General features: G+C 72.3%; 12 protein-coding genes. 5 read left to right on the top strand and 7 right to left on the bottom strand.

The features are described 5' to 3' along the window. Positions 1–29 precede the first annotated feature (29 nt). The 6 genes from OG453_RS09280 to OG453_RS09255 form a co-directional block, all read right to left on the bottom strand. Complete coding sequence (locus OG453_RS09280; RefSeq protein ID WP_266866355.1) at positions 30–1,196, bottom strand: glycosyltransferase; 1,167 nt, start codon at positions 1,194–1,196, stop codon at positions 30–32. Beyond that, the gene (locus OG453_RS09275; protein ID WP_266866353.1) at positions 1,193–4,009 is read right to left on the bottom strand and encodes a CDP-glycerol glycerophosphotransferase family protein; all 2,817 of its coding nucleotides are present in this window, start codon (positions 4,007–4,009) and stop codon (positions 1,193–1,195) included. Before OG453_RS09275 ends, OG453_RS09280 begins: the two co-directional genes overlap by 4 nt. Continuing rightward, positions 4,006–7,530, bottom strand: coding sequence for a bifunctional glycosyltransferase/CDP-glycerol:glycerophosphate glycerophosphotransferase (locus OG453_RS09270; protein WP_266866351.1), 3,525 nt, complete (start codon positions 7,528–7,530; stop codon positions 4,006–4,008). Before OG453_RS09270 ends, OG453_RS09275 begins: the two co-directional genes overlap by 4 nt. 186 nt (positions 7,531–7,716) lie before the next feature. Beyond that, a complete protein-coding gene (locus tag OG453_RS09265) occupies positions 7,717–8,529 on the bottom strand; it encodes a TylF/MycF/NovP-related O-methyltransferase (protein ID WP_266866349.1) in 813 nt (270 codons plus the stop codon). Between the two features lie 55 nt (positions 8,530–8,584). Next, entirely contained in the window at positions 8,585–9,325 is a 741-nt protein-coding gene (locus OG453_RS09260; RefSeq protein WP_266866348.1) for a methyltransferase domain-containing protein, read from the bottom strand. Positions 9,326–9,457: 132 nt separating this feature from the next. Beyond that, positions 9,458–10,615, bottom strand: a complete 1,158-nt coding sequence (locus tag OG453_RS09255; RefSeq protein ID WP_266866346.1) for an acyltransferase — start codon at positions 10,613–10,615, stop codon at positions 9,458–9,460. A gap of 183 nt (positions 10,616–10,798) precedes the next feature. Between OG453_RS09255 and OG453_RS09250 the strand changes: the two genes are divergently transcribed. Further along, entirely contained in the window at positions 10,799–11,776 is a 978-nt protein-coding gene (locus OG453_RS09250) for a hypothetical protein (RefSeq protein WP_266866344.1), read from the top strand. Between the two features lie 34 nt (positions 11,777–11,810). Further along, a complete protein-coding gene (locus tag OG453_RS09245; protein WP_266866342.1) occupies positions 11,811–14,636 on the top strand; it encodes a stealth conserved region 3 domain-containing protein in 2,826 nt (941 codons plus the stop codon). On the opposite strand, the gene OG453_RS09240 is transcribed toward OG453_RS09245, so the two are convergent. Further along, positions 14,618–16,714, bottom strand: a complete 2,097-nt coding sequence (locus OG453_RS09240; protein WP_266866340.1) for a CDP-glycerol:glycerophosphate glycerophosphotransferase — start codon at positions 16,712–16,714, stop codon at positions 14,618–14,620. The genes OG453_RS09245 and OG453_RS09240 overlap by 19 nt on opposite strands. A 186-nt stretch (positions 16,715–16,900) precedes the next feature. Here OG453_RS09240 and OG453_RS09235 point away from each other — a divergent pair, with 186 nt between their 5' ends. The 3 genes from OG453_RS09235 (at position 16,901) to OG453_RS09225 (ending at position 24,018) form a co-directional block, all read left to right on the top strand. After that, positions 16,901–20,731: a CDP-glycerol glycerophosphotransferase family protein gene (locus OG453_RS09235; protein ID WP_266866338.1), complete on the top strand. Its 3,831-nt coding sequence runs from the start codon at positions 16,901–16,903 to the stop codon at positions 20,729–20,731. Beyond that, entirely contained in the window at positions 20,728–22,257 is a 1,530-nt protein-coding gene (locus OG453_RS09230; RefSeq protein WP_266866336.1) for a hypothetical protein, read from the top strand. The genes OG453_RS09235 and OG453_RS09230 overlap by 4 nt, the downstream gene beginning before the upstream one ends. 81 nt (positions 22,258–22,338) lie before the next feature. Next, on the top strand, positions 22,339–24,018 hold the full coding sequence (locus OG453_RS09225; protein ID WP_266866334.1) for a glycosyltransferase family 2 protein: 1,680 nt from the start codon (positions 22,339–22,341) through the stop codon (positions 24,016–24,018). Positions 24,019–24,084 lie beyond the last annotated feature (66 nt).

Raw genomic sequence — 24,084 nt, 5'->3', positions numbered from 1 at the left:
ACAAGCCCCCACCGACCCGCAGCAAACGTTCAGCGCTCAAGAAGCTCGAACAACGCCTCCCAGCGCTCAAGCACAGCCGCCTCCGAGAACCGCTGCACATTCACCCGCGCCCGCTCTCCCATCGCATCCCGCATCCGGGGATTGCCGGTCAGGCGCAGGAGCCTGTCGGCGAGGGCCTCCACGTCACCGGCGGGGGCAAGCAAACCGTCCTCGCCGTCCCGGACGATCTCCCGGACGCCGGGTGCGCAGTCGAAGGCAGCGCACGGCACCGCACTGGCCATCGCCTCCATCAGGGCAAGCGGGAAACCCTCCCCGCGCGAGGACTGCACGAAGACCGAGCTCTGCGCGAGCACACCCGGCACATCACCGGTGCGGCCCATCCACTGCACCGAACCGTCGAGGCCGAGGCGCGTGCACTGGCGCCTGAGGTCGGCCTCGTCCGCGCCCGCGCCATAGATCCGCAGCGTCCAGTCCGGGCGCTGCGGGGCGACCAGGGCCCAGGTGTCGACGAGCATGTCGACGCCCTTCTGGTCGGCGAGCCTGCCGATGCTGCACACCACCTTCTGGCGGCGCTGCGAAGGGACTTCGGGCAGATGGGCAAGGGCGTTGGGCATCGCTCCCACGTTGTGCATGCCGTCGGCGATCCAGTCGTCGGCGTCCTCCTGGGTGAGCGCGAGCCAGCGGTCCACGGAGGGGTAGTTGCGCTTGACCGAGCGATAGCGGTGGCAGGCGCGGGTGTAGGCGTACGACTCGTGGCTCATGCCGATGATGCGCAGGCCCGCGGTGTCCGCCTCCCTGATCCACCCCATCGGCCAGACCTGCGTGACGATGGCGACGGCTCCGGGGCGCGCGGCGCGGAAGAGCCCGGAGAGCCGGTCGACCGTCCGCTTCTTGGCGGCGATCCGCGCCGATTCGCGGCGCCACGCCACGACGTTGAGGCGGCCGATACCGCGTACGGGGCGCGGTGTCGGGGGGTGTTCGCGGTAGAGGCTGGTGACGGGGTAGCCGAGGTCGTCGGGGAGCACCAGTTTCAGTTCGGCCTCGTGGACGCCGATGACGTGCACCCGGTGGCCGCCGGCCGTGAAGAGGCGGGCCATCTGGTGGGCCCAGGCGGTGACTCCGCCGAGTTCGTCGACGGTGTTCGCGACGAGGAAGAGGTCGCGGCCGCGCTCCGCGGACGTGGTCGTGGTGGTCATGTGCCGGCCCCCTTGGCTGCGTCTTTCGTGTTCCCGAACCGCTCCCCGAACAGGGCGTCCACCACGTCCGCGGCGGCCCGCCCCTTGTCGTACGCGCCGAAGCGCCGCGCGAACGTCCGCCGGGCGTCGGCCCACGCCCCGTCGGTCTGCTTCAGCGTGGCGAGCGTCCGCAGCAGCTCCTCCTGCGTCTCGACCACGGGTCCGCCCGCGTCGTCCCGCAGCGCGAAGTAGCTGCCCCGCTCGGCCGCGTACGCGTCGAGGTCCGGGGTGAAGTGCACCAGCGGACGGTCGAGGAGCGCGAAGTCGAACATGATCGACGAGTAGTCGGTCACCAGGACGTCGGCGAGGCAGAGCAGTTCGCTGACGTCGTGGTGGGCGGAGACGTCGACGACGGTGCCGGGCGGGCACACGGGGAGGCTCGCGGCCTCCATGTAGTGGGCGCGCACCAGGAGTACGTGGGTGTCGCCGAAGCGGTCGGCGAACTTCCGTACGTCCAGGGGGAGTTGTACAGGCTTATTGCCCTTGGGCAGGCCGCGGAAGGTCGGCGCGTAGAGAACGACCGTCTTGTGGTCGGGGATGCCGAGTGCGACGGCCGTGGCCGGGCGCGGGAAGCGGCCCGACGTCTCGTCCGCGGCGCGCGCGGCGACGAGCCGGTCGTTGCGCGGATAGCCGCAGCGCAGCAGCCGCTCCTCGGGGATGCCGTAGGCGCGGGCGAGGGTGTTCACGTCGTGCTCGGAGCGCACCAGGAAGTGGTCGAAGCGGTCGACGGCGCGCTGCAGCCGGGCGCGCCGGGGTGCGTTCTGCGTCTTGACGCGCGCCTCGTCGAAGCCCATCCGTTTGTACGCGGAGCCGTGCCAGGTCTGCAGATACGTGGTGTGGCGGGGCTTCTCCAGGGCGTGCGGGAAGCCTTGGTTGTCGATCCAGAACTCGGCGCGGGCGAGGGCCCACAGATAGCGGTAGGACCAACGGCGGGCGAGCCGGGCCGACTTGGGGAATCCGTCGGGTGACTTCGCGTACGACCAGGTGCAGCGGAGCCGCAGCCCCCGGTCGAGGATCTCCTGGTGGACGGCGCGCGGGCTGTCGCCGTAGCACTTGCCCATGTGGCTCTCGAAGACCACCGAGCCCTTGCTGACGGGGAGCCGTCGCAGCACCTGCCGGTAGAAGCGGATCTTGACGGGCTGCGTGCCGAGCCGGTCGAGCCTCTTGCGCAGGGCGCGGATCCGCAGTTTCAGCTTGCGGGCGGGGCGGAAGTGCGTGGCGTAGTGCAGTGCCGCGCGCAGGACGCGGGTGGCCCGGTCGCGGGGGTGCGGGCGCAGCTCCACCTTGTTGCCGCCGGTGACGGTGATCCCCGGGCTCTGGCCCACGGTCTCCCGCTCGGCGACGAGTTCGGTGGTCAAGTCCTGGGCACCCGCCGTCAGTTGAAGCTGCGGCTCCCACACGCGGTCACCGGTGCCGAGTTCGCGCAGGCCGCCGGTGAGCCGGACCCTGGCCCGCCAGACGATCGCACCGCCGTCGTGGCGCACCTCCTCGACGGGTACGCGAAAGCCCCGCCGTGCCGTGCCGCGTGCCCGGACGTGGAGCCGTGCGGTGAGCGGCGGGCGCTCCGGGAGCAGCTCGGCGGGCAGCACGACCCGGCCTTCGAGGACCGCTTCGGCGCCCTCGACCGCGCATCGGGTGAGGCGGTTGAGGAGCCGCACGTCGCTCAACTGCCGGTGCTGGTGGCCGAGTTCCGTCACGTCGAGCACCTCGCGCACGCGTGGGTCGTCGAGGCCGTCGGCCCGCCAGCAGACCTTGCCGTCGCGCTCGGTCAGCTCCGAGACCACCGTCCCCGGCCTGGCGAGCGCGTACGCCGCCGCGAGGACACCCTCCGTGTCGCCCTCCGCGAGCAGCCGTACGCACACCCGCTCCACCGGGGCGAGCTCGTCCAGGGCGCGCAGCTCCACGCTGCCCTTCAGGTGCGGGGCGAGCGCGGATGCCGTCTCGTGGCGCTGCTCGGCGGTGAGCCGCGGGAACGTCCGCGCGCACGGCAGCACATGGTCGCCGAGGAAGGCCCGCTCGCGCCGGTCGCAGAGGTCGAGGCGGCCGAGGCCGATCAGGAGCGCGGCGACGCGGGCGTTGGCCTCCGCGAGGGCGGGGGTCTCGCGGGCCGGGGCGGGAGCCGCACGGCGGGTGGTGATCAGGTTCGGCACGAGGGCGACGCCCTTGACGGCGAGCGCGGCCCGGACGCCGAAGAGGACCTCGCTGTGGGCGAGGTCGTCCGCGTACCGAAGTGACGTCCGTTCGAGAATCTCTCGGCGGACGCAGAACCCGGTGAGCAGGGAGTCCCTGACGACGAGTTCGGGGGCGTCGGCGAGGTCGTGCACCACCCTTGTCCTGGCGTGCAGTTGAGCCTGCCAGTCGGGGCCGCGTTCCTTCTTGCCGCTTCCCATGAGCCGCGTCCAGCGCCCCGCCACCAGGTCGGCGCCGGTGGTGCGTGCCGCATCGAAGAGGTTGCGGCAGGCGTGCGCCTGGAGGCGTTCGCCCGCGCCGAGAACCATCACGTACCGGCCGCGTGCCGCGTCGAGCCCGAGGTTGCGCACCGCCCCCATGGACAGGTCGCCGTCGGCGGGCACGAGGCGTACCCGGTGCGGGTGGTCGGCGGCGAGTGCGGCGGCCGCCTCGCTCACCACGGGCTCGGTGCCGGGGTCGACGACGACGGCCTCGACGCCCGCCATCGACTGGCCGACGACGGACCGCACGGAGGCCTTCAGTGCGGCCGCGCTGCCGCCGGCGACGACGACACAGCTGACGTCATGCAGATCGGGCGTGCTCATGCGCGGCCTCCCTCGGGCAGGCCGTCCCCGCGCACGGCACCGGCGAGCATGGCGTCCACGACACCGGCGGCCGCGTGCCCGTCGTCCAGGTCGCAGAAGACCTCGCGGAATCTGTCGTACGCGTCGGCGTACGCGGCGGTGGCAGCCCGCGGGTCGCGCAGCGCCTCGATCACCTCGTCGCCCGTCGTGAGCAGCGGACCCGGGGCCTGCGCCGCGAAGTCGAAGTAGAAGCCGCGCAGGGTGTCGCGGTAGTGGTCGAGGTCGTAGGTGTGGAAGAGCATGGGGCGGCCGGTCTGCGCGAAGTCGAACATCAGGGACGAGTAGTCCGTCACCAGCACGTCGCTGATCAGGAGGAGTTCGCCGACGTCCGGGTAGCGCGTGACGTCGCGGACGAAGTCGGACTCGGGGACGGTGCCGCCCACCAGGTAGTGCCTGCGCACGAGGAGCACCTGGTCGTCGCCGATGGCGCTCTCGGCGGCGGCCAGGTCGATCTGCAGGTCGAGGCCGTAACGGCCGCCCTTCTTGGGCTGGTTCTCGCGCCAGGTCGGCGCGTACAGAACGACGCGTCTGCCCTCGGGGATGCCGAGCCGTTCGCGTACGGACGCGGCGACCTTCTCGCGGTCGACGGCGTGCAGCAGGTCGTTGCGGGGGTAGCCGCACTCCAGGACCGCGCCGGTGTGGCCGAAGGCGCCGCGCAGCAGGGGCGTCGAGAAGCGGTTCGGGGAGACGAGGACGCTCCACTGGGCGGCGCGGGCGGGCAGCGTCGCCATGTAGGCGGCGTCCCCGGACGCGTGTCCCGCCAGGTCGCGGCCGATGCGCTTGAGCGGGGTGCCGTGCCAGGTCTGCACGACGAACTGCCCTTCGGCGCGCTCGAACCAGTCGGGCAGCTGGGTGTTGGTCACGATGTGGCGGCAGCGGGCAAGTGCCTCGTACCAGTCGGCGCTCCACATGGCGATCGGCCGTGCGCTCTCGGGCACGTCGACCTGCTGGTCGCGCACCACCCACAGGTGCTCCAACTCGGCGTCGCGGCCCACCAGTTCCTCATGGATGGCGCGGGGCGAGTCGGAGTACTGGCGTCCGTCGAAGCTGGCGTACAGGACGGCGTCCCGCAGCGGCCCGCCGCGCTGTGCCGCGTACGCATCGCGCAGCCGCCGCTGCCGGGGTCCGCCCCGGTCGGCCAGGGGCAGCGCGGATCCGGAGCGCAGGTGCAGGCCGTCCTGGGCGTGCCGCTTCAGGGTGATCTCACGGCCGGACAGGGTGCGGGTGAGCGGAAGCCCGCGGTAGGTGCCGGGCGCCACGCACACCGGGGTGTACTCATCGGGGTCGCTCTCGCCCGGCTCGCGCAGGAAGAGGTTCCAGCGCCCCTCGGCGAGCGGCAGAGCGCCCGCGTGGCCACGGACGGCCTCCGGGCGCAGGGCCGCGGTGAACCGGCCGCCGTCGATCCGCACCGGAAGGACGGCCTCGTCGCCGTGGCCGCCGTGGACGAGGACAAGCTCCCTGGTGCGGGGCTCTTCGCCCGGGTGGCTGCCTTCGAGGACGAGTGCGCCGTCCCAGGTCACGCTGTCGACGAGCGGCCGCACGGTCTGGTCGCGCAGCTCCAGGTTGCCCGACCTGTTGGCGAGGACGAGGAGTTCACGCCCCGGCCGCAGGCTGTACCGCCCCGGCGCCACCTCGGGGCGGGTGGCCAGCGGGGTGCGCTCCTCGCCGCCGCGGATCACCGCGACGCCCCACGGGTCGGCCTTGCGCGGCTCGCCGGTGCGCTCGTCCACCTCGGGCAGGAAGAGGCCGAGCGGCACATCAGCGCTGAAATCCCTGCCGTTCACCACGGCCGGGACGTCGTGTGCCTCCTTGGTGTGCCAGTTCTCGACGCGTACGGAGTCGATGGCCTGGGACTCGCCCGCCGCGAGCCGCCCGTGCAACCGGACGGCACCACCGCAGCCCTCGTGCGCGACGAGCCGCGCCGCCACCCGCTCGGTGCGCAGCCGCAGCCGCCCCTTGCTGTGCGTGACGGCCACCCGCAGGAAGTCCTCCAGATACCGCACGGGCAGCGCCGGAACACCGCTCATCCTGACCGGCCCTGTGCGCGGCAGGAGCCCGCTGACCGCGCCCATCTCCACGTTCCAGGTGGTGCTGCGCCGCTTGGTGACGATCCTCCTCGGGTCGACGACCGTCTCGAACCCGGACCGGTCGTAGCTGTGCAGACCCTGCTTGGAGCGGTACGTCGCCTCGCGCGCCCGCACCGTGCGCAGCTTCAGCGGCAGGACCCGCCGCCGCCCCGACCGCAGCCAGGCGGCCCTGGCCCGTGCGCCGATCCGCCCGGCCGGCAGATTGCGGATGTACGCGAAGCCCTTGAGCCGCAGCAGTCCTTCGTCGTCCCACGCGGCGTGCGTGAGCTGTGCGGTGAGCGGCACGTCGGAGCGCTTGAGGGTGACCGTCTCGCGCGGCAGGCCGTCGATCCCGGGGTAGTCGGCCCGGCGCCGGCGCAGACCGCGGACCCGGAAGGCTCCGGGGTTGGACTTCTCGTACGCCATGAAAGCCATCAAGTCGCCGGCGCGGCGCTGCTGTACGAGCCACCACCTGACGCGCAGGGCGAGCGGCAGCGCGTCCACGACCGAACGGTCGACGGTGGCGAGGAAGGCGTTGGCGTGGTCGAGGAAGGCCTCGTGGTACTCGGCGTCGCCGTGCGGCAGGGCCTCCATGAACAGCCACAGGTCCCCGGAGAACACCGTCCGGTCGTAGCGCCCCTTGGCCTCGGCCCAGCTCTCCCCCTCCGGTGTCCCCGCCGTCTCCGCCGCCTTCCCGGCGAGGAAGCCGCTCGCCGCGAGGACGGCGGCGGTGCGGTCGCGGACGGCGCGCGGGCTGGTGCGGCCGTTGGTGATGGAGCCGTCGCGGTCGCGCCAGAGATAGACGGGGTCCTTGAGCACGTCGACGGCGTCGGCGAGGAAGTGGGCGGGGATCGTCACGGGGGTGTCCTCGAACAGGACGCCCTCCGGGAAGGAGAGGTCGTGCCGGTCCCAGAAGGTCCTGCGGAAGACCTTGTTGCAGGCGATGCGGTCGCCGAGCAGACCCCAGTCGCGGGTGACGTGGGTGCCGCTGCGGTCCGTCTCCATCGTCTTGCGGAACATCGGGGACTGCCTGCGCACGCCGTCGGACCGCAGCCGGTGGACGTTGCCGGTGACGAAGTCCGAGCCCGACTCCTGGAGCGCCGCCAGCATCCGTTCGTACGCGTCGGGCGGCACAATGTCGTCGCTGTCCACGAACGCCAGAAAGGTGCCGCGCGCCGTTCTGACCCCCGCGTTGCGGGCCGCGCCGAGCCCCGCGTTCTCCTGCTCGACCAGCCTGAATCTCCCGTCCCGCGCGGCGAACTCGCGGGCGATGCGTGGACTCCCGTCGGTGGAACCGTCGTTGACCATGACCACTTCGAGGTCCGGCATGGTCTGCTCGGCCAGTGACCGTAGGCAGGAGTCGAGGAACTCCTCGACGTTGTAGACGGGGACGACGACGGTGAGTCGGGGTGTCATGCGCTGCGCACATTCCTTCCGGAGAACTGTCGGGCACGGCTGCGCGTCCTGCGGGGGACCTACTGGTTAACAACGGCCGCCCTCACGGGTCACCCGCCGCGAGCCATTCGAGTGATCGCGCGTCGAGCCCCGTGCCCGCGGCCGGTTGGCCTGCGGGTACGGGGCTCGATGACAGGTGTGTCCGGTTCAGGGTTTGACGGCGATCCGCCCCTCGTCCATGCGCAGCAGAAGCAGCCGCTCGCCGGTCTTGTCCAGGAACTCGTCGACCGCCTGGCGCGACCCCTGCCAGTAGCCGTAGTCGTCGATGATCAGTACGCCGCCGCTGACCAACCGGCCGTAGAGGTGCTCCAGTTCGTGTTGGGTGGAGGCGTACCAGTCGGTGTCGAGGCGCAGGATCGAGATCTTCTCGGGCGCCTCGCGCGGGACGGTCTCCTCGACCTTTCCCTGGACGTAGTGGACGCGCTCCTCGGGGTACGGCACCTTCGCGAAGCCCGACTTGACGTCGTCGAGGGAGGCGACCGCCCAGATCGGCCGGCCCTTGCCCTGCACCTTGAGCAGCTCCTCCGCGGACTTGCCGTCCCGGCGCAGGTCCTCTTCGGTGGGCGGGGTCATGCCCTCGTACGTGTCGAAGAGGTACAGGTCGCGCTCGGTGTCACCGGCGGCGAGCAGCGTCTTGGCGCAGGCCTGCATCGAACCGCCGCGCCACACACCGCACTCGACGATGTCGCCGGGGATGCCGTGCCGGACGACGTGCCGGGTCGCCAGGATGAAGGCGTTCAGCCGTTCGGGAGAGGTCATCGTGTACGGCTTCACCGCACGGATGATGCCCTTCGCCTCGTCGTCGTAGTCCGCGGGGAGTTTCAGGGCCTTCGACTTCGAGGCCGGAGCCGGCTTCGCCGCGCCCGGCGCGGTCGGCCGCTGGGCCGGCACCGGGTTGCGGGTGAGCTGGTATCCGGTCAGTTGCTTGAGAGCACCGTTCACTGCGCGTCGCCATGCCATGGGAGCGGACAGTACGCGCGACTCATCCGTGATGTCACATTTCGTCAACCTGGTGTCAGCTGGCTTGACTTGGTGCCGATACAGGCTGTTCGTCCCCCGCGCGCGGGGCCACCACCTTCGGCCTTCCGCAGTGTGCGCGGCCCTCGAGGGGCTTGGGCAGCGGGACGGATTCGACGCCGCCGACCTTGTTCGCCCACCACCTCGTCGTGGACCGCACCAGGGCCATCGTCAGCCTCGGGTAGCGCTCGGGCCGCTGGAAGACGCCGACGGAGTCGCCCCAGTAGGCGTGCTTGGCGTCGATCCTTCCGTAGGCGTGGCGGATGCCCTTCATCGGCGGGAAGTCCGTGTAGGCCTCGCGGAGTTCGAGCCGGGTGTACGCGGCCAGGGCACGGAATCCGTCGGGGTAGTAACGCCAGCAGTCCTGCGCGTCGTGCACATGGCCGCGCGACGGCGCGGTCACGAAGGCGATGCCGTTCGGCTTCAGGACGCGGGCGATCTCCAGCATCGTCGCCCAGAAGAAGGGGATGTGCTCGAAGGCCTGCCCGGAGATGAGGAAGTCGGCGCTGCGGGACTTGACGGGGATGCAGTACGGCTTGGTCATCACCGAGTCGACATTGCGGCCGTCGAGCACGTCGACGCCCACGTACTCCGTGTCGTGCCCTTCGAGCAGGGCCTTGTGGGTGCGGGTCTGCCCGTCGGAGATCCGGGCCCCGAGGTCGACCACCCGGTGACGTTTCCCCTTGGGCATGTACTGCTCGACGCAGAGTTCCATCTGTTCGTACGCGGACTGGTGCACGTCTCCTCCAGCACAGGGATCTTCGGCTCAGGGATTCTTCGACTCAGGGATTGTTCGGCTCAGGGATTCTTCGACTCAGGGATTGTTCGATGTGCCCGCGTTCAACGCGTATCCACCCAAAGGGTCACTCCGTCAACTGACCGCCGCGGAGGCCCGCTTGGCGGTCAGCCGGCGTGGTGTGTGCCGGGCCCACCACTTCCTCGCCGGTTCCTCGACGTACGTGTACATCGCCCAGGACAGCGCGGTCGCCACGGCGGCGACGCCGATCAGGGTGAACAGGGCGGAGTTCTCGGGCTGCGGCCGGTCCCAGGCCTCGATGTACAGCCGGTTGAGGGTCTGGTGCAGCAGATAGAAGGCGTACGACCAGAGCCCGAGCAGCACCATGGGGCGGGAGCAGAGCCAGCCCCTGCGGCCGGTCAGCTCACGCTGGACGTACGCGGTGATGAGGAGGGCGGCGAAGACGGCGGCCAACGGCCGGACGGTCAAGCCGAGTTGGTCGGCGAGGTGCGGCCACGCCCAGGTCTCGCGGTGGCAGTACGCGGCGGTGTACACGGCGAAGGTGGCGACGACGGCGGGCGGTTCGAGCCGGAGTCGATGCCCCCGGCGCAGGGCGAGCGCGCAGACCATCCCGGCGGCGAACTCGGGCAGCCGGGCCACCGGATGCCGCATGACCCACTCGGCGGTGTGGGCCGGAAGGTGGCTGTCCGCCCACCAGTTGAGCACCCACATCGCGGCGAGGCCCGCCGCAGCGACGAGGGCCAGGGTGCGGGTGCGGTGCCGCAGGGCGGCGCGGATCGCGCAGGGGAAGAGCAGATAGAAGAAGGCCTCGACGCCGAGGGTCCAGGAGACGGGGTTGCCCGGCAGGGTCGGGACGACGCCGGGGAACCAGCCCTGCACGAGGAACAGCGAGGCGACGGAGCTGAAGAGGTCCGTCGGGACGCCGCCCCAGAAGTAGAAGACCAGGACGCAGGGCACCGTGGCGGCCAGGTGCGCGGGCCAGATGCGGCCGATCCTGCGCCAGTAGAAGAGGCCGGCGCGGGTGCCGGGGCGGTGCCCCCAGGTGAGCAGGAAGCCGGAAAGGACGAAGAAGAACCCGACGCCGTGCACGCCCATCGTGGAGTAGGGAAAGAGCAGCGGCGCGTGGGCGACGCCGCCTTGGGCGCCGAGTCCGGTGAAGTGGTGGGCGAAGACGGCGAGGGCGGCGAGAAAGCGAAGGCCGGTGAGGGAGTCGACGCGGGGTGCGTCGGGACTCCGGCCGCGCTTGCTGTGCCCGCGCTGCCGGGTGAGCAAGGGACCGGGGCTCGGGGCAAGGGATGCAGGGAGGTGCGGCGACAGCCGAAGCCGCGTACGGGAAATGATCATTGGGGTGCCTATCCCACTCACCCCCGGCCCGGTCACGCCCCCCTGCGCCACCCGGGTGACCCGTACGCGGCCACGCCGAGCCCGCGAGTGAACATCGGGCAAAGTGGTGCAATGCGCCACATTCGGTTCAGGCGGTTCCTCGCCACCGCACGGACGACCCGCTTCCGCGTGGAGCGTGCCGCGGCGGGCCGCGCCACCGGGCGGACGGAGCTGCTTCCGCCTCCCGTACACCTCTCGCTGCGGGACAGCCGCACGCTCAACCTCGCGGTCGCCGCCCCTGACGGGGAGCGGATCGAACGCGCGCATCTTCTGGTGTCGCGCGGACACCGGCGCTTCCGCGTACCGCTCGCCTTCGAGCGGCACACCGACGGGGGGCCGCTGCTCACCGGGACGGCGACGCTGCGCGACGTACTCGACGAGGCGAGCGGCGGCCCCGCGGGCTCGCCCCGCCTCGGTGACGGCGTCTGGCGGCTGACGCTGGTCACGGCCGATACCCGGGGGCGGGTGCGGCGGCGCGGCATCGGGATCGACGGGGGCGCCGCCCTGCCGCCCACGCCGACCGTCCTCCATGCCCCCAACCCCCGTACCGGCACGCTCATCCGCATCGTCCGCTGCCGCAGCGGCCGTGCCGTGCTGCAGGTGACCCGGTCGCGGCCGCGTGCCGAGCTGGTGCGGTTCGTGCCCGGCGGCGACGGCATCACCGTGCACGGGCGACTCGTCAGGACGGCGGCGGGGCGGCGCTGGCGGGCGAGGGCGGTGCGGCGGCGCGACGGGGTCACCGTCCCCGTGGGGGCGCTGTGGGAGGGCGCCGAGTTCAGCTTCCGGCTGCCGCTCGGGGAGATGGCGGGGGCGAGCCCCGGCCAGTGGGTGTGGGACTTCCACGTGGAGGGCGAAGACACGGACGCGGGCGAGGGCCCGCTGCCGCTGGGGCGCCGGCTCCACGACGTACGCGATCCCGCCACCGCCTTCCCCACCCCCTTCCGCGTCTTCGCCCTGCCCGGCGGCGCCCTGGTCCGGGCGCACGCGCACTTCACCAAGTCCGGGGCGTTCGCGGTCACTTGCTGGGACATCACGGATCAGGCGTCATGACGGGGTCCGGACCGGACCCCACTCAGGAGACCTCATGAAGATCACGTACCTCCTCGGCTGGGGCGACGAGATGGGCGGCACCGAGCTGGCCACCTACACCCAGGCGCAGCATCTGGCGGACCGGCACGACGTCGAGGTCATCTCCGTCTTCCGGACCCGCCCCGAGCCGTTCTTCCCCGAGGCCCGCAGCCTCCCCGTCCGCTATCTGGTGGACCGCAGCGCCACCCCCGAGCGGCCGGTGCGCGGTTCGCGCCTGGACGACGCGGCGTGCCGGACGCTCGCCGCGCTGCCCAGCGAGCTGATCAGGCCGGACTGGGAGCCCGCGTTCGACCGGCTCTCCGACGTCGAGATGGCCGCCGCCCTCGCAACGCTGGACACCGACGTCCTGGTCACCACCACGCCCGCCCTGATGGCCGCCGCCGTCGAGCTGGTCCCCGCCCACGTCGTCACCGTGCACCAGGAGCACCGCCCGACGCAGCGCCGCGGCCCCTCCGGCGAGCCCCTGCTGCTTCACGCGCCGCGCCTGGACGCCCTGGTCGCCCTCACCGACCGCACCCGTGACTGGATCGCGGAGTCCCTCGGCGCCACCGCCCCCGAGCTCGCGGTCATCCCGAACGCGGTGCCCGACGGCTTCCGGCCGCGCGCCGACGGCGAGAGCAAGGTCATCGTCATGGCCGCGCGGCTCACCGGCGAGAAGCGCGTCGACCACGCCGTACGGGCCTTCGCCGAGCTGGCCGACGCCTATCCCGACTGGACGCTGCGGATCTTCGGCGGCGGCCACCGCGAGCAGCAGCTGCGCCGCCTGGTCGACGGCTTCGGCCTGCAGGACCGCGTCGAACTCCTGGGTCCCTGCCAGGACATGGCCGCCGAGTGGGCCAAGGCGGGGCTCAGCCTGATGACCGCCGGGCACAACGAGGCGTTCCCGCTGGTGCTGCTCGAAGCGCTCGCGGCCGGCGTGCCCGTCGTCGCGTACGACGTCCTGACCGGGCCCGCCGAGATCGTCAGGCACCGCGTGGACGGACTGCTCGTACCGCCCGGCGAGGTACGTGAACTGGCAGCCGCCATGGCCGAGTTGATGGGAGACCCGGAGACCCGGCGCTCCTACGCCCGTGCCGCGCGCGAAGGCGTCTACGCCCGTTTCTCCTCCGCCGAGGTCACCGCGCGCTGGCAGGAGCTGTACTCCCGGCTCGTGGCCCGCCGTGGCGCCCCCGAGCGGCTGCGCGACCGGGCGGACCGGGTGGCGCTCGGCGTCGCGTCCGGCGGCAGCGGCTTCCGCCCGACCACCCCGTACACCCTGGACGCCGCCCCGGACGCCGACGAGCGCGCCCGCGAGGACGAGATCGCCGCCGCCGAGACCGGCGGACCGCTCATCCGCTCGGTGGGCCGCCTGGCCGAGCGGCGCGACGACGTGCTCGCGCCCGACATGGCCGACTGGAACCTCGAACTCACCGCCACCGCCCTGGAGGCGCAGGACATCCCGTACGTCCTGGTCCGCGACGCCGGCACCGCGCACACCATCGCCGTGGCCGACGACGAGCGCGACGGCGCCCTCAAGGCGCTCGCCGAGTCCCTGCACGGCCGGCCCGTCTACGCCGAGCTGGTCAACCCGCGCGACGCGGCCCCCGGAGTGGTGCTCGCCGAACGCCTCGACCGCATCGGCGAGGTCGCGGGCGTCCGGGTCTTCAAGCCGGTGACCACGACGACGCTCTCCCTGCGGCACGGCGTCGGCCAGGCCTGCACGGTGGCATTCTGGCCGCGCCTCGACCCCGGGTCCGACACCCGCCGCGCCCCCTTCGGCACCACCCTCGCCGGGACCGAACTCCCCTCGCTCGCCCCCACCGCGACCCTGCGCGTCGCCGACCGCACCTACCCGACCCTCGACGTCTTCTCCCAACTCCTCATGAGAGACGTCGACTTCCCCATCGACGCCGTCTACACCTGGGTCGACGACTCCGACCCCGAGTGGCGCGCCCGCCGCGAGGCCACGCTCGGCGGCCCCGACGACGGCTCGTCCGCGGACCACGGCGCGGTCCGCTTCCGCAACCGCGACGAACTCCGTTACTCACTGCGCTCGTTGGCGATGTACGCCCCGTGGATCCGGCACATCTACCTCGTCACGGCGGGCCAGACGCCCTCCTGGCTGAACACGGACCACCCGGACGTGACGGTGGTCGACCACCGCGATCTCTTCGCCGACCCGGACGCCGCGCTCCCCACCTTCAACTCGCACTCCATCGAGAGCCAACTGCACCGCATCGAGGGCCTGTCGGAGCACTTCCTCTACTTCAACGACGACATGTTCCTGGGCCGCCCCACCACCCCGGACACCTTCTTCCTCAGCTCCGGCACCGCCCGCTTCTTCTGGTCGACGGCGTCCGTGCCCGCCCTCCCGGTGTCGCCGGACGACGAGGGCTATCTGGCGGCGGCGAAGAACAACCGCGAGCTGCTGCGCCGCGAGTTCGGCAGGACGGCGACCCACAGCTTCTTCCACGCGCCCTACGCCCTGCACCGCGGCGTGCTCGCCGAGCTCACGGAACGGTTCGCGGACGAGCTCGAGGCCACCGCCCGCAGCCGCTTCCGCTCGAACGGCGACCTCGCGCTCGTGTCGTCCCTGCACCACCACTACGCGTATCTCACCGGCCGCGCGGTGCCGGGGGACATCGCGTACGACTTCGTGGACATCGGGCGGCGCGCGGACCACACCCGCCTCGGCCAACTGCTGCAGTCCCGCAACCAGACGGCCTTCTGCATCGGCGAGTCCCCGGACAGCGAACTGTCCGACGAGGAGATGGCGCTCGCCATCCGCGCGTTCCTGACGGCGTACTTCCCCGTGCGTTCCCCCTACGAGCGGGGCGCCTGACCTTCGAGGAACAGCCGCCGCACCACCCGCTCGGCGGCGCCCCCGTCGTCGTACGGACAGAACCGCGCCCGGAACGCCGCGCGCAGCTCCGTCGCCTCGGCCGTGTCCCAGCCGCCGCCGCGGAAGAGGTCCGTGAGCTCCTTCTCGGTGGTGGCCACGGCCCCCGGCGTCTCGCCCGGCCGCCCGGAGAGCAGGTCGAAGTAGGTCCCCCGGGCCAGCCGGTACGCCTGCCAGTCGGGGGCGTACGTGATGATCGGGCGGTCCAGGCAGGCGTAGTCGAACATCAGCGACGAGTAGTCCGTGACCAGGGCGTCGGCGGCCAGGCACAGCTCCTCCACGCGTGCGTGCCCGGTGACGTCGATGAGCTGGGGGTGAGCGCGCAGGCCCGCTTCGGCGCCGTAGAAGTAGTGGGCGCGCACGAGCACCACGTACGAGGGGCCGAGCGCGCGCACGAAGCGCTCCAGGTCGACGCGGGGCAGGAAGCCCTTCTGGTAGTCGCGGTGGGTGGGCGCGTAGAGCAGCACCGTCCGGCCGTCCGCGACCCCCAACGCCTCGCGGATGTAGGCGACTTCACTCTCCCCTGCCGTGAAGTAGACGTCGTTGCGCGGATAGCCGGTCTCCAGGGCCTCGTACGACGTCGAGGGGTAGACCCGCTCCCAGATCTCCGTGGAGTGCGGGTTGGCGGAGAGGCTGAGGTCCCACTGGTCGGTGTGGTCGAGGACCTTCTGGAAGCTGATGCCGTGTGTGCCCGCCGGGTAGCGGCGCTGGTCGAGGCCCATCTTCTTGAGCGGGGTTCCGTGGTGGGTCTGGAGGTAGACCTGGCCGGGGCGTTTGGTGAAGCCGCCGGGGAAGCTGGAGTTGTTGATCAGGTAGGTGGCGCGGGCCATCGTCTGCCAGTAGCGCCGGGAGCCCTCGATGACGTACTCGACACCGGCGGGCACCCGGTGCTTGTTGCGGCTCGACACGACCCACACCCCCTTGATGTGCGGGGCGATTTCGCGGGCCTTGGCGTGGATGGCGGCCGGGTTGCAGGAGATGCCGCGGTTCCAGTACGCGCCGTACACCGCGAGCCGCGGGTCGAGGGGGCGCCTCAGGTCGGTGCGGTAGGTGACGCGCATGGCGCGGGCGCGGAGCTTCTTCTTCTGGCGCTTGAGCTGCCGGACGACGCCCTCGCGCCGGGACTCCCGCTTGCGCTGCGCCTCGTGGGCGGCGAACGAGGCGGCGGCCAGGGCCTTCTCGCCCGCACCGGCGGGCGGCGCGGCCGCGTAGGTGCGGTACAGGCGGGACGCCGCGCGGAAGAAGTCGCGGCGGTCGCCCGGCGCGATGCGGCCGGGGTCGTCGAGCACGGCGAGCAGATGCGCGGCGGCATGCGGCAGGAGCCGCTCGCGGCCCGCCGGGTCGGCGGCGGCGAGCAGCTCTTCGTAGCGCCCGACGACCGCGAAGTGCGCCCGCCCCGGGGACTTGGCGAAGCTGCCGCCGCGCCGCTCGCGCCAGCGCACACAGGGCTCGTCGAGTGCGGCGACGCGGGCGCCCGGCGTGAGGATCGCGCGGTGTACGGGGATCACGTCCTCGTACGGCCCGTCGCTGAAGGTCAGGCGGTGGCGCTGCCAGAAGACGCGCCGGAAGACACGGTTCCAGGCGGCCACGGTGACGGCCAGGGGGTCGCCGGCCGGGTCGTCGCCGCCCGCGCGCACGTTCTCCCACCAGTCGACGCGGTCGTGTCCTGTGAGCAGCACGTCCGGGTCGCCGGACCGGTCGAGGGCGGCCGCGATCGCCTCAAGGGCGCCCGGCAGCAGCAGATCGTCGCCGTCGAGGAAGAGCAGATAGTCCCCGGTGGCGCGGTCCGCGCCGATGTTGCGGGCCGGGCCGGGTCCGGCCTGCGCGGGGGCGCGGACGAGTTGCACGCGCGGGTCGCGCTCCGCACACTCCGCGGCGATCGCCGCGGAGGCGTCGGGCGACGCGTCGTCCACGACGATCAGCTCCAGGTCACCGAAGCTCTGGTCAAGCACGGAGTCCAGGCATTCCCGCAGGTAGCCCTGGACGCGATGGGCGGGGACGACAACCGAGAAGCGCGACATGGGCACTGACGGTAGCCAGCCGGACACGGCCTGTCGAAGACCCTGCCTCACTCATTGGAGTGAAGGAAGGCAAAGGGATTGACGAGAAGGGGCCCGAAGGGGGCAAAAGGTATGAATACGCCCGTACTCCCATGATTGCTCCCCTGCTTACTCCCATCCCCGGGAGCGTACGAAAGGCCGGTCGCCGTGCAGCCCCGTCTCAGCGTGGTCGTGCCCATCTACAACGTCGAAGAGTTTCTGGAAGAGTGCCTGGAGTCGATCGCCGGGCAGACCATGGCCGACCTGGAGGCCGTGCTCGTCGACGACGGCTCGACGGACGGCAGCCCGTGGATCGCCCGCGAGTTCGCCGCGAAGGATCCGCGGTTCGTCTATGTGCGCCAGCCGAACGCGGGGCTCAGCGCGGCCCGCAACACCGGGGTGCGGCATGCGAACCCGACCGCCGAGTACCTGGCGTTCGTCGACAGCGACGACATCGTGCCGCACGACGCGTACGCGCGGATGACCGCAAGCCTGGACTCCACCGGGTCCGACTTCGCGAGCGGCAACGTCTGGCGGCTCAACGAACGCGGGCGGCAACAGGCCTGGCAGTACAAATGGCTGACCGAGCCGCGCTCGCGCACCCACATCAGCCGTGATCTGGACCTGCTCGCCGACCGCGTCGCCTGGAACAAGGTCTTCCGCCGCGCTTTCTGGGACCGGCACGGCTTCACCTTCCCCGAGGGCAAGCTCTACGAGGACACCCCCGTCATGATCCCCGCGCACTTCCTCGCGGGCGCCGTGGACGTCCTGTCCGACCACGTCTACTACTGGCGGGTGCGCGAGGGTTCCATCACCCGGCGGCGCACCGACGTCAAGGGTGTCCGCGACCGCATCGCCGCCTGCGCGCACGTCAGCAAGTTCCTCGCCGAGCACGACCCCGAGATGCGCAGGACGTACGACGTGTCCTGCCTGCGCGACGACTTCGTGTACTTCCTGGAGGGCCTGCCGATGGGCGGCCCCGAGTACCGCGCCGCCTTCATGAAGGACGCCGCCGCGTTCGTGCGCCGCGCCGACCCGGGCGTCATCGCGGGGCTCCCGGTGGCCCTGCGCGTCAAATGGCATCTCGTACGCGAAGGACGCACCGAGGACCTGATCGATCTGCTCACCTTCGAGCAGCGCAACGGAAGCGCCTTCCAGGTCCGTGGCGTGCTGCGGCGCAGCGCCGCGTACCCGAAGAGCTCGGGCGGTCACATCCGCGTGCCGCAGGAGCTGGCCCGGCTCGGGCGGCGGGAGCTGCCGGTCATCTCCCGGGTGAGTGAGGCGGGTTGGGGCGACGACGGCCTCCTGCGAATCAGCGGATACGCGTACGTACGCAACCTGGAGGCGACGCGCCCCGGTCACTCCGTGAAGGCGGCGATCCTCAAGTCGGCGCACAGCAAAGGGCAGTTCAGGAAGGTCGTCTGCCGCACGGTCGCCGCGCCGCAGGCCACCGAGAACTCCCGGCAGCAGCTGCACTGCTACGACCTCTCCGGGTTCGAGCTGACGATCGACCCGGAGCAGCTGAAAACCGGCGGCAAGTGGCGCCCGGGGAACTGGCTGCTCGGCGTGGTCGTCGCCGGCCACCGCTCGGTGCGGCGGGCGGCCGTGCGCCCCCTGGACGGCTCGTCCGCCCAGTCCGTCGTACGCGAACTGGGCGAAGGGCTGCGCCTGGTCCTCGGCTTCAGCAAGGGGCGCCTTGTCCTTCGCATCCAGGATTACGTGGCACGGGTCGACGCCCATCACCGGGACGGGGAGTCCGTGGTCCTCAGCGGCCATCTCCCCGGCCGGCTGCGCCCGACGGCCCTGCGCCTGACCCACAAGCACGCGGCGGCCGAGTTCGACTACCCCGTCACGCTGACGGACGACCGCTTCGACGTCCGCGTACGCATCGCCGATCTGGAGGGCGTCGCGCCGACCCCGCACCTGGCCCCCAAGGGCGTCGAGCCCCCGCACGGCGACCGCTGGCAGGCCAACCTGGTCCTCCCGGACGGCAAGCTGAAGTCCCTGGCGGCGGCCCTCGCCCTGCCCCCGGGACGGTACGCGTCACGCGCGGGCCGCGAGCTGTGCGCCTCCGCCAACGACCTGGGCCAGCTGGTCGTCGAGCTGACCCGGCAGCCGATCGCCGACCGGATCGCCTGGGCCGCGGACGGCACCCTGACGGTCGAGGGCACGGTGTCCGACACCAGCTGGGGCGAGGCCGACCTCATCCTGCGGCACAGCGGCCGCGACGAGGAACTGACGATCCCGACGGAGCGCGACACGGGACGCTTCCGGGCGGTCGTGACGCCGGGGGGCGGGGTGCTGCGGGAGGGGCGGTGGTACGCGTTCCTGCGGGAGCGGGGGGCCTGGCGGGACGGGGCGGGGGCCGAGGGCGAGAGGCACACCGGGGACGGGACGCGCGCCGAGGACGGGACGCACCCCGAGGACGCAGCACCCGCCACGGACGGGCCCCGCGCCCAGAGCGGAACGCACGCCAAGGACGGGACGCACGCCAAGGACAAGCCCCACGCCACGGACGGAATGCACGCCGAGGACGGAACGCCCGGCGAGGACGGAACGCACGCCACGGACGCAGCACCCGCCACGGACGGGCCCCGCGCCGAAGACCGCACGCCCGACGAGGGCGAGCCCCGTACCGAAGACCGGACACCCGACGAGGACGGGCCCCGCGCCGAAAGCCAGACGCCCGGCGAGGGCGGGAGCCACGTCGAAGGTGGCACGCGCGCCGAGGACGGTGTGCCCGTGCGGCTGCTTGCCTCCGTTTCTGCGGGCTTTCCGCTCCATCGGACCGTCGACGGGCGGGAGTTCACCGTCGACCGGCGGTTCGGCGACCGGCTGCTCGTCGAGGCGGGGTCGGTGCTCGCGCGGGACGAGCGCGGCGCCTACCGGCAGCACCAACTGCGCACCGCGCACCATCCGCAGCAGCGCACCCGGCCGCTGCGGGACGCGGTGCTCTACTTCGACGGGGACTCGCCGCGCGCGGTCCACGAGGAGCTGGTGCGGCGCGGCGCCGACGTGGAGCACCTGTGGGTCACCCACGACCAGCAGACCCGCGTACCCATCGACGCGAAGGGCGTGGAGGAGCACAGCGCCGACTGGTACGAGGCGCTCGCCCGCTGCCGCCGCATCGTCACGGCGGGCCATCTGCCCGACTTCTTCGAGAGGCGAGAGGGGCAGACCGTCGTACAGACCTGGAACGGCGCGCCCCTCAAGCGCATCGGCACCGACCTCACCGACACCCTCTACGCCGACCACGGCCACCTCGACGCGCTGCCCAGGCTCTCCCGTCAGTGGGACGTGCTCGTCTCGCCGAATCGCTTCTCCACCCCGCACCTGGGACGCGCGCTCGCCTACGAGGGCGAGGTCCTGGAGGCGGGCTCACCGCGCAACGACCTGCTCTTCGCCGACGACCGCGACAAGACCGCCGAGCGCGTCCGCCGTGACCTCGGCATCGCGCCCGACAAGCGGATCGTCCTGTACGCGCCGACCTACCGGGACCATCTCGCCTGCTCTCCCGGCCGGTTCCGCTACGAGCCCGCGCTCGACCTGCGCGCGGCGCGGGACGTGCTCGGCGACGACCACGTCCTGCTGGTGCGCAAGCATCCGCTGACGGCGGGCCGCCTGCCGGGAGCCGACGCGCCCTTCGTACGCGATGTCTCCTCGCACTCCCGGACCACCGAACTGCTCCTGATCGCCGACGTGTTGGTGACCGACTACTCCTCGCTGATGTTCGACTTCGCGCACACCGGACGGCCGATGCTCTTCCACGCCTACGACCTGGAGCACTACCGCGACACGGTCCGCGGCTTCTACCTCGACTTCGAGACCCGCGCCCCGGGACCGCTGCTCGCCTCCACCGGCGAGGTCGTCGAGGCCCTGCGCGACCTGGACGCGATCACCGCACGGCACGCGGAAGCGTACGCGGCGTTCCGCGAGGCCTACTGCGACCTCGACGACGGGCGGGCCGCGGGCCGGGTCGCGGAGAGGCTGATGCGATGACGGCCACGACGACCACGGCGACCGGGGGCCGCACCCGCCGGCCGCTGCGGGGCGCGACCGCCCTGTACGGCGGCAGGCGGTGGCGGCCGAGCCCGTACGTCGTCTTCGGTGGGCTCTTCTGGCTGGTGATGTCTCTCGCCTTCTGGCGGGTGCCGATGTGCTGCGACTTCGGGCAGCACGCGGCGGTCGTGGAGCGCCTCAAGGCCGACCTCCTGCACCCCCGCCACCCGATGGCGGACCTGCCGGGCGCGGGTAGCCCGTACTACTCGCCGTACGCGGTGGCACAGGGCGTCTTCGCGCGGGTGACGGGGCTCGCGGGCTGGGAGGTCGTGAAGCTGGCGGGGCCGCTGAATCTGCTGGTGCTGATCACGGGCATCGGCCGGTTCGTGAAGGTCCTGACACCTCGTCAATGGGCGCCGGTGCTCGCCCTGTTCGCGATGGTGGTGCTGTGGGGCACCCGGATGGCGTGGTGGAGCGGCTATCTGGGCCTGATGTCGATGACGGGCAACCTCGCCTACCCGTCGACGTTCGCGATCGGCCTGGCGTTCTGGGCGTGGGCCTGGGCGGGGTCGCTGACCTCGCGGGATCGGGGGATCGCGTCGTACGCAGGGCTCGGGGTGCTGTGCGGGGCGATCCTGCTGGTGCACCCGATCTCTTCGGTGGCGGCGGTGATCGGGGTGGTGGCCTTCGCTCTCCCGAGCTTTCGTCTGCGCTGGGCGGCAACTGCCGTGACAGCAGCCGCAGTTGCGGCCGCCTGGCCCTACTTCTCCGTCTTCTCCCTCGTCGGAGACGAGTCCGTCGACTGGATCCACCGGCAGCTCTACACGGAGATGCCCCAGCGCTTCTGGCTGGCGCTCCTCGGCCTGCCCGCCCTGTACCTCCGCTGGCGCAGGGACCGCAAGGACCCCCTGGTCCTGATGTTCGCCCTGGAGCTCGCGGTCGTCGCATACGGCTGGCTCAGCGGCCACTACACCTACGGCCGCATCCTGGGGCTCACCCTCGTCCCCCTGCAGTTCGCCCTCGCCATCGAGCTGGCGGCCCCCCGGCCGTGGGGCACCCGACGCGCCGCCCTGGCGGGAGCCGCGACGCTCGGCGCCTGCGTCGGCTTCTTCCAGATCCAGGCGGGAGCCGTCGTCCCCCGCACCCTCGACCCCATCGGCTTCGACCAGCCCCCGCGCTGGCCGAGCTACGCCTGGGCGGCGGGCCGGCTGCACAAGGGCGACGTCGTCCTCACCGACGGCTATGGCCCCACCCGCATGATCCCCGCGTTCGGCGCCAACCTCGTCGCCCCGGCCTGGCCGGACCCCGCGCTCGACGAGGACGAACGCAACCACCGCCTCCAGGAAGTGCGCGCCTACCTCGCCCCGGAGTCGACCAGCGCCGACCGCAAGGCGATCGCCCGCCGCTACCACGTGCGCTGGCTGCTGCTCTCGAAGGACCAGCGGGTGCCGTCCGAGGCGGTGGTGGTGGCGTGGGGGCCGCAGACCGGAGAGGTGCTTGCGCGGGTGTCCGGGGTGTCCGGGTAAGGGCGGTCCAGTACGGTCCGGTCCTGTCCGCCACAAAGACCCCCTAATCGGATAATTACCCGTAACCTCTAAGATTTCCCCGTGGATCCTTCTCTGCCCCTTTCGCCGCGCCCGTCCCCGTCCCCGTCCCCGTCCCCGCAGGTCTGCGTCGTCGTGATCGGCTACAACGACGCGGCGCACCTCGCGGACGCGGTGCGCTCGGCGCTCGCCCAGGGCCCGTCCGTCCGCGAGGTGATCGCCGTCGACGACTGCTCGACGGACGGCAGCGGGGAGCTGCTCACGGAGCTCGCCGCGCGGGAGCCACGTCTGAAGACCATCCGCCGCGCGGCCAACAGCGGCGGCTGCGGCACTCCCCGCAACGACGGGGTCGAGGCCACGACGTCCGCGTACGTGATGTTCCTCGACAGCGACGACGTGCTGCCGCCCGGCGCGGTCGACGCGCTCCTGACGGCCGCCGCCAGGCACGACGCCGAGGTGGCCACCGGCCTGTGCGTGCGCCGCGAGCTGCCGTCCGGCCGTGAGATCCCCTGGCAGCCGCTGCTCTACAAGAAGGCGCAGCTCATCGCCCGCCCGGAGCTGCGCACCCGTCTCGTCCACGACACGCTCTGCGTCAACAAGCTCTACCGCACCGACTTCCTGCGGCGCCACGCGATCCGCTTCCCCGAGGGCCGCTTCACGTACGAGGACTTCGTCTTCACCGCCCGCGTCCTCGCGGCGGGCCCGCGCATCGCGCTGATCCCCGACCCCGTCTACGTATGGAACGTGCGCCGCTCGGCGGCCAAGCTGTCGATCTCCCTCGACCGCACGGGCATCGCCAACTGGCAGGCCCGGATGGAATCCCACCGCCAGTCCGTCGAGATCCTCCGGGACGCGCCGAGCGCGACGGGCACGGCGGGCAAGCGGCTCGCGCGCGCGGCCCGCGCGAAGTTCCTCGACCACGGCCTGCGGATGTACGCGCGCGAGCTGACCACGCGCAGCCCCGAGTACCGGCGGGAGTGGTGGACGGCCACGCGTGCGTACCTCGCCACGTTCGACACCGCCGACCTGGACGCGGCGCCCGCGCCGGGCCGGATCATCGCCCGGCTGATCCTGGCGTCCCCCGAGCCGCGCGACCTGCCCCGGATGCAGGCGGTGGCGGCCCGCCCCGCGCGCCTCTCGCCCCCGTACGCGCAGGCGTCCGACGCCACGCCGATCTGGTCGGACGACCTCCCCCAGGTGACGCTGGAGCACCTCCTCGTGCGCCCCGTCCGGCTCCTCCCCCTCGCGGTGGACGCCGAGCTACGGCCGCGCGCGGGCGGGAGCCGTCTCACCCTGCGGCTGCACGAGCTGTACGGCCGGGTCGCGGACGCGGGCCCCGCCACGGTCGACATGGAGCTGACGGCCCGCGACGGCACGGGCCCCGGACTGCGCCGCACCGCCGCGTTCAGCCCTGCAGGAGACGGCACCTGGCTGACGGAAGCCGTCCTCGACCTCGGCTCGCTCCGCGGCGGCGTGTGGGACCTGCGGCTTCGGCTGCAGTTCGGCGACGGGACGACGCGTGACACCACGGCGCGCGCGGTCGCGGGCCCCGGACTGCTGCGGCGCACGGTCCTGCCGGGGCGGCACGGGATCCTGCTCGCCCAGCCGTACGCCACGCAGGCGGGGAACCTCGCGGTGCGGCTCGCGCCGGGGATGCGGGGCGTCGCGGGGGTGGCGAAGCGGCGCCTTGCCCGCCTGGTCCGTGACCTGGGCGGCGGGGACCAGAGCGCCGGAGCCCGCTGACGCGGCTCTCACGCCGCCTCTGCGAAACTGCACGTCCACGAGAAGCACTCCACTCGCGACAAGACG

Source organism: Streptomyces sp. NBC_01381, from assembly GCF_026340305.1.
Taxonomy (GTDB): Bacteria; Actinomycetota; Actinomycetes; order Streptomycetales; family Streptomycetaceae; genus Streptomyces.
The sequence above is the reverse complement of the archived record's forward strand: the minus strand, read 5'-3'. Positions and strand labels throughout refer to the sequence as shown.